Here is a 7,357-nt window from a genome sequence, read left to right on the forward strand (position 1 = left end):
CGAAGCCGCTACCGGCCGGAAGCCGGTGTGCCGGGCTGTCGGCCGGCATGTCGAAGTAGTCGTCGCTATAGATGATCTCGCGTGCCTTCCGGTCGCCGGCTCCGCCTTCCAGCACGAACATGCGCACCGGTACCAAAAAGAACTTGCCGAGATGGAAGAAGGTCAGCGGAAAGGCGCCCGGGCCGTCGGCGAACGGCGCGTAGCCGGTCTTGAACTTGATCTTGCCGTGCGCTTCGTAGTCGATCTGGTCGAGCACGTCGCGGGGGATCCTGGTCTGCGGTTGGTAGCCGGTCCTGGCCATGTCGCGCGCACGCGCCACCAGCGCATCGAACGAGAAGGACTGCGCCGACCCCAGCTTGAGGCGTGCCGCGGCCAGGGCTTGCGGGCTGACGCCAAGTGCCGACAGGGCGGCCGCGGCAGTGGTGGAGGCAAGGAAGCGGCGTCGATTCAACATAGGGCAGACCTGTCTGTTTATTGTCAGAGTGATAGCGGCCGGAACTCAGCCATGCGAACTACAGAGTGATCGCTACGCCGATGGTTCCGATGCGCCCGCTGCATCGGCTGCCCACGCTCCCGGTGCGTTCGCATCCACGAACAAAAAGCCCGCTGCACTTGCATGCAGCGGGCTTTCAAGGGACCGGCGCCGGATCAGTATTCCCAGAAGATCTTCTGGATTTCCTTGGTGTCGGTGGTCTTGGTCAGGGCCAGCATCAGCAGGATACGGGCCTTCTGTGCATTCAGGGTGTCGGACACGACAAAGTCCAGCTTGTCGTCGTCGGCTTCGCCGTTGCGCGCCACGATGCCTTGGCCGACGCGGCTGCTGCGCACGATGACCACGCCCTTCTTGCGCGCCTCCACCAGCGATGGCAGCACGGTATTGTTGAGGCTGCCATCACCCACGCCGGCGTGGATGATGCCCTTGGCGCCCGCAGCCACGAAGGCGTTCAGGGCGATCGGGTTCATGTTGGCGTAGCCGTAGACGATATCGACTTGCGGCAACTGGTCCAGGCCGGACACGTCGAATTGCGACTCGACCGTATGTTTGCGGGTCGACTGGCGATAGAAGAACGGCTTGCTGCCCTGGATGTAGCCCAGGTAGCCCAGTTCAGGCGTCTTGAAGGTGTCCAGGGTCGAGGTGTTGGTCTTGGTCACCTCACGCGCTGCGTTGATCTGGTCGTTCAACGTCACCAGCACGCCCTTGCCGACGGCTTCCTTGCTGCCAGCCAGCAGGACCGCGTTGTACAGGTTGATCGGTCCGTCGGCGCTGATGGCCGTCGATGGACGCATGGCGCCCACGATCACCACCGGCTTGCGGCTCTTGACCACCAGGTCCAGGAAGTAGGCGGTTTCTTCGATGGTGTCGGTGCCGTGGGTGATCACGATGCCGTCCACATCGCTTTGCGACAGCAGCGTGTTGACGCGCTTGGCCAGCTTCAGCCAGTACTCGTTATTCATGTTCTCGCTGGCGATCTGGAAAACCTGCTCGCCTTTCACGTTGGCGACCTTCTTGAGTTCGGGAACGGCGTCGATCAGGGCCTCGACACCGATCTTGGCGGCCGTGTAGCCGACCGTGGTGGTGCTGGTGGCGCCGGTGCCGGCGATGGTGCCGCCAGTTGCCAGAATGGTCACATTTGGAAGCGACTGGGCCTGTGCGGTGATCGCCGCGGCCAGGCAGAACAGGATAAGGATTTGGCTGAAGAGTTTTCTTGCGAGCATGTGTGCCTCTGTATGTGTGGAATGATTTTTTGGCTCCGCCCGGTTGCCGTGGATAAATCGTGCAACCGGTCGCGCGCACGTCAGTGCGCAGCCAAGATAGCACCGGCTCGTGTTGCGATCAAAGATTTTTTTATACGGCGGGAATCCTGCACCGAGAATGGGACGGGGTGCACCCGGGCAAGGCGTTTGAAGGCGGATCGGCACCATGGCGGCGCATTGTTGCGAAGGCGCCAATTCATGCAGGCGAGCCGACTCGGGTAAGATCGAATCGCCCGTTGGGTGACGATGAGCCCGACGGTCCGCAGAGGGCCGTCATGAACTGGAGAAGAAAAATGTTTGCCACGCAGAGTTTTACCGATCCCGAGGCCGCCCTGGCGCGCGTTCTCGACATCTACGACCACAACACCGCCATACTGCGTGATGGTTTTCGCCGGTTTTCGGCTGGCGAAGTGCTGCCCCGGCGTATCCGGGCGCATTATCCGTTTGTCCGCATCACCACCGAAAAGGCAACCCATGCCGATACCCGTCAATCGTTCGGTTTCGTGGCCGGGCCGGGCTGCTATGAAACCACGCTGACCCGACCGGCGCTGTATCGCCAGTACCTGCTGGCGCAGTTCAAGCTGGTGCTGGAAAACCACCAGGTGCCGCTGGAGATCGGCGAGAGCAGCATGCCGATCCCGGTCCACTTCGCCTTTCCCGAGGGGATCCACGTCGAGGGCAGCCTCGACCCCGATCACCTGCGCTCGCTGCCCGACGTGTTCGACCTGCCGGACCTGGCGGCCATGGACGACCGCATCGCCAATGGCACCTACGAGGCCGACAACGGCGCCTGGCGCGACGGCGTGCACCCGCTGGCCTTGTTCACCGGGCCGCGGATCGATTATTCGCTGCACCGCTTGCGCCATTACACGGCCACCTCGCCCGATCAGTTCCAGCGCTATGTGTTGTTTACCAACTATGCGTTCTATGTGGACGAGTTCGTGCGCCTGGGGCGCCAGCTGATGCAGGCCAGCGACGATCCGGAGGTACGCAGGTATCGGCAGCAGTACACCGCCTTCGTCGAGCCCGGCAACGTCGTCACCTGGAGCGCCAACCAGGACCAGCCGGCCGCCGCCGCCACTGGCGTGGCACCGGCACGGCAGCCGCAGATGCCGGCATTTCACCTGCAACGCGCCGACGGTAGCGGCATCACCTTGATCAATATCGGCGTGGGTCCCTCCAATGCCAAGACCGTCACCGACCACGTAGCGGTGCTGCGACCGCACGGCTGGCTGATGCTGGGCCACTGCGCAGGCCTGTCGGCCTCGCAGCGCATGGGCGACTACGTGCTGGCGCATGCCTACGTACGGGACGACCACGTGCTGGACGACGACCTGCCGCTGTGGGTGCCGATCCCGGCGCTGGCCGAAGTGCAACTGGCGCTGCAGGAAGCGGTGGCGGGGATTACCCGCCTCGAAGGCTACGAGCTCAAGCGCATCATGCGCACCGGCACCGTGGCCTCGGTGGACGACCGCAACTGGGAGCTGCGCGACCACCGCACGCCGATGCTGCGCTTTTCACAGAGCCGCGCCATCGCGCTGGACATGGAAAGCGCCACCGTGGCGGCCAACGGCTTCCGTTTCCGGGTGCCGTATGGCACGTTGCTGTGCGTGTCGGACAAGCCCCTGCACGGCGAGATCAAGCTGCCCGGCATGGCCAATAGCTTCTACGAGCAGCGCGTGGCGCAGCACCTGCAGATCGGCATTCGTGCCCTGGAGCTGTTGCGCAACCACGGGATAGAGCAATTGCATAGTCGCAAGCTGCGCAGCTTCGCCGAGCCGGCCTTCCGCTAAGGCGGTCTCAGGCGCCGTTCAGGCCCGCTGCCGGTCCCGGCAGCGGGTTTTTTATCGTCAGGCGGTAGTACAGGGCGGCGCCGGCCACCAATGACAAGGCCGCCACCAGCAGCGATGGCGTGAAGGAGCCACCGCGGGCCAGCGCCGTGGCCAGCGGCGGGCCTGCGATCTGGCCGATGCCATAGGCGGCGGTCATGGCGCCCATCAGCTTGCTGGCGTGGACGCCGCGCAGGCGCCGTGCCTCGCGCATGCCAAACAGGGTGATGGCGGTGAAGGGCAGTCCCAGCAGCAGGCAGCCCAACGCAAAGCCGGTCGCATCGGGAAGGACGATACATAGCAAGATCCCGGCTGCCTGCATCAGGTAGGCCAGGCACAGCAGCCTGCGCTGGTCGGCCGCGACCGGCAGGCGGGTCGCGCCGAAGGCGCCGATGGCCACCCCAGCGCCGAAGATGGGCCAGAAGAAGTCGGGCCAGGCCGACCCCGGCAGGGCCTGGCGCGCAATGACCGGCAGGAAGGTGGCGGTGATGATGTAGCCGAAGCCGGCGATGCCATAGCCCAGCGTCTGCTGTCGGATTTCGCTTTGCAGCGGCGCGTCCGGTGCGATCCCGGTCGCCTGGTTGCCATGGGCGACGTTGGCGTTATCGGGCGCCACGCCGAAGGTGCGCCAGGTCAATCCAGTCAGGCCCAGCGCCAGCAACGCGAACAGGGTCCATCCGGCGGCGGCATGCCAGTTGGCCGCGACCATGGCGCCGGTCGACAATCCGGTCAGGGCGATGCCGATGCCGGGGCCGCAGAAGATCACCCCGCCCAGCTCCGGGCGTTGCAGGTGGGTCAGTCGTTGCAGGCACCAGCCGGCGGTGTAGACGAACACATAGGCGCTGGCGATGCCCGAGAGCAGCCGCAGCGCCAGCCACCAGGGCTGGCTGTGCAGCAGGCCCATGCCCAGCGTGAGCAGCACCGTGGCCACCAGGCCGGCGCGAATCATGGCCGTGGTGCGGGCGCTGCGATGGAAAGCGCACAGCATGGCGCCGATGAAATAGCCGACGTAGTTGGCAGTGGCCAGCCATCCACCCATGCGCAGGTCGAGGCTGCCTTCGTGCAGCATCATCGGCAAGAGTGGCGTGAAGGCGAAGCGGCCGATGCCCATCGCGGCCGACAGGGCCAGCATGCCGGCCAGGCAGGTTTTCCAGGCGGCGCGGCTGTTTGGTTGCATGACGGTTTCTGGTTCTGTTTGATCGGGAAGCAATCCTAGCTTGTTTTTATCATCCCAAAAAATGAATAATAAGGATGAATTCATCCTTTTTGGAGATATTGATGGATCTGGCCGAGCTGGAGATCTTCCGTACCGTGGTCGCCGAAGGCGGGGTCACGCGCGCCGCCGAGCGGCTCAACCGGGTGCAGTCCAATGTGACCACGCGCATCAAGCAGCTGGAGCAATCGATTGGGGTGCCGCTGTTCGTCCGCGAGCGTCGTCGCATGGTACTGACCGCCGCCGGCGAGGCCTTGCTGGACTACGCCGAGCGCATCCTCGACCTGGTGCAGGAGGCGCGCCAGGTAGTGGCGCCGCACAGCCCGCGCGGCAGGTTGCGCATCGGATCGATGGAAAGTGCGGCCGCCAGTCGCCTGCCGGGGCCGTTGTCGGAATTCCATCGGCGCTGGCCGGAGGTGCGCCTTGAACTGTCCACCGGCCCCAGCGACACGCTGGTGGCACAGGTGCGCGAAGCCAGGCTCGACGCGGCCGTGGTGTCGGGGGTGATCGACGACGCCACGCTCGAATCGACTGCCCTGTTCAAGGAAGAGCTGTTGCTGGTCACGCCGCGGCTGCATCGTCGGGTACGCGGTCCGCAGGACGTCATGCTCGATACCCTGATCGTGTTCGAACAGGGGTGCACCTATCGCTTGCATGCAGAGCAATGGTTCTCACGCGGTGGTGCACGGCTGCGCCCGGCGCGCATCCTCGAGCTGGCTTCCTATCATGCGATCCTGGCGTGCGTGGCCGCCGGCGCCGGGGTCGCTGTGGTACCGCGTTCGGTGGTGGCCATGCAGCTCGAACCGCATGGGTTTGCCACCCACTCGCTGGGCAGGCAGGGAAGGGTGGTGACTTGCCTGGTCAGTCGCCGCGAGCAATCATCGGCGGCCTTGCTTGCGCTGCGCTCTTTACTTCTGGCCAGTGTTTGATATATTGGATTGCATGAGGCGCAGATATGAAGGCCGCGTAACAATTTGTAAAAAAGACTGCAGCGCGCAAGTGATTTTTTTATATTGAAGTTCCCCCTCCATTCTCCCCCCCGAGAATGGGATTTACCCCACGGACTGCAAAGCCCGTGGGGTTTTTCTTTTGCGCCGCCCATACACGTAGACCGCATATTTGATGCGTGTTTGCGTCCTTCTCGCCATGATTATGTCGATGTGCGCGGGTACATCGCAATGGATTGGTCATCCTCATCAAACTTCATCGCTTGACTGGCGACGGGCCAGGCGGCCTGCCAACCCGTCAATGTCGGCGCGGATGGCGTATCGAGTTAGTTTTTTGGCATCGATGGCGATGATCCGCGAGTTGTAACAGCGCCGCCTCGGTCAGGAATCTGTCAGCACCCCGGTGCCGTGGTTGCGTGCCGCGTTGCCGATCAGGTTCGCGCGCGCCGCCGACTGGATCGCCAGGACCGCGGGATGGGTCAGGCGACGTTCCACCGAGATGGCATAGAACTGTTCGCGCACGGCATCGGTGCGACCGATCTCGACCAGGCCATACTGCTTCTTGATCTGCGCGGCGATGGCGCTGGGGGCGGCGAAGATGCCGGCACCGCCGTCGCCGAAGGCCAGCAGCAGGGCGCCATCATCGAATTCGCCGGCGATCTGCGGGCGCACCTTTTCCTTTTCGAACCAGCGCAGCAGGCGGGGACGCAATGCCGCGTCGTCACCCGGCATCAGGAATGGCGCATCGTCCAGGCTGCGCGGAAAATCCTTCCTGTAGAGTCGCGCCAGCGCCGGAGTGGCGAAGAAGCTGGTGTCGCTCTCTCCCAGCAGATGGTGGAATCCCTTGACCTCGACATTGGCCGGCATCGGACTGTCGGCAATGACGATATCGAGCCGGTGGATAGCCAGCTCGGCCAGCAGCACATCGAGCTTGCCTTCGCGACACACGATGCGAATCGGTTGGTCCATCGCCAGTGCCGCTTCCAGCAGCAGGTAGGCGATTGCCTTGGGTACCGCATCGGCCACCCCGACCCGCAGTTGCAGCGCCCGCCCGCCGGGCCGGAAGCGCAGCGCTTCTTCGAGTTCCTCGCCGATGGTGAAGAGGCGGTCGGCATAGTCGAACACCATGCGGCCGGTGTCGTTGAGTTCGAGCCGGCGCCCGACGCGCTTGAAGAGCTTGTAGCCGAGGCTTTCCTCGAATAGTGCGATCTGGCCGCTGATGGTCTGCGCCGTCAGGTGCAGTCTTTCGCTGGCGCGGGCGATGCCTCCGGTCTTGGCGACGGTCCAGAAATAATGCAGGTGCTTGTAGTTGAGGGCGGCCACGGCGATACCTTGATTATTCGTATTTTCCGATGTGTTATTTCAGTATATTCGAATTTTCAATTGCTTTCGTTTCTCTTAAAGTGGCGCTGTCCCGGGCCATCCGGCCTGTGAGCGTTCGTCAATCCAAGGAGAGACCAGATGAAATGCCCTGTCTGCACGACCACCGACCTGCTGATATCGGAACGTCAAGGCATCGAGATCGACTACTGCGGGCAATGTCGCGGTGTCTGGCTCGATCGTGGCGAGCTCGACAAGCTCATCGAGCGATCGGCGGCCGCCGCCCCACCACC

Annotated in this window: 7 protein-coding genes; 3 read left to right on the top strand and 4 right to left on the bottom strand. The window is 63.7% G+C overall.

The window, feature by feature from the left end:
• Nucleotides 1-454: glucan biosynthesis protein (locus PMI40_RS09040; RefSeq protein ID WP_008114338.1), on the bottom strand; the 454-nt coding region annotated here is incomplete at its 3' end.
• Between the two features lie 194 nt (nucleotides 455-648).
• Entirely contained in the window at nucleotides 649-1,716 is a 1,068-nt protein-coding gene (locus tag PMI40_RS09045; protein WP_008114340.1) for a type II asparaginase, read from the bottom strand.
• 332 nt (nucleotides 1,717-2,048) lie between these two features.
• On the opposite strand from PMI40_RS09045, the gene PMI40_RS09050 reads away from it, so the two are divergent.
• Nucleotides 2,049-3,548: an AMP nucleosidase gene (locus tag PMI40_RS09050; RefSeq protein WP_008114343.1), complete on the top strand. Its 1,500-nt coding sequence runs from the start codon at nucleotides 2,049-2,051 to the stop codon at nucleotides 3,546-3,548.
• 7 nt (nucleotides 3,549-3,555) lie between these two features.
• On the opposite strand, the gene PMI40_RS09055 is transcribed toward PMI40_RS09050, so the two are convergent.
• Nucleotides 3,556-4,761 carry a YbfB/YjiJ family MFS transporter gene (locus PMI40_RS09055; RefSeq protein WP_008114346.1) on the bottom strand — a complete coding sequence of 402 codons (1,206 nt, stop codon included), beginning with the start codon at nucleotides 4,759-4,761 and terminating at the stop codon, nucleotides 3,556-3,558.
• Nucleotides 4,762-4,862: 101 nt separating this feature from the next.
• Here PMI40_RS09055 and PMI40_RS09060 point away from each other — a divergent pair, with 101 nt between their 5' ends.
• On the top strand, nucleotides 4,863-5,726 hold the full coding sequence (locus tag PMI40_RS09060) for a LysR substrate-binding domain-containing protein (RefSeq protein WP_008114347.1): 864 nt from the start codon (nucleotides 4,863-4,865) through the stop codon (nucleotides 5,724-5,726).
• A 399-nt stretch (nucleotides 5,727-6,125) separates the two neighbouring features.
• Here the strand turns inward: PMI40_RS09060 and nhaR are convergent, their stop codons facing one another.
• Nucleotides 6,126-7,067 (bottom strand): transcriptional activator NhaR, encoded by a 942-nt coding sequence (nhaR, locus tag PMI40_RS09065; RefSeq protein ID WP_008114350.1) that lies wholly within the window; start codon nucleotides 7,065-7,067, stop codon nucleotides 6,126-6,128.
• 138 nt (nucleotides 7,068-7,205) lie between these two features.
• Between nhaR and PMI40_RS23220 the strand changes: the two genes are divergently transcribed.
• A partial coding sequence (locus PMI40_RS23220) for a zf-TFIIB domain-containing protein (protein ID WP_008114352.1) occupies nucleotides 7,206-7,357 on the top strand: 152 nt, incomplete at its 3' end.

This window comes from Herbaspirillum sp. YR522, from assembly GCF_000282575.1.
GTDB lineage: Bacteria > Pseudomonadota > Gammaproteobacteria > Burkholderiales > Burkholderiaceae_D > Herbaspirillum.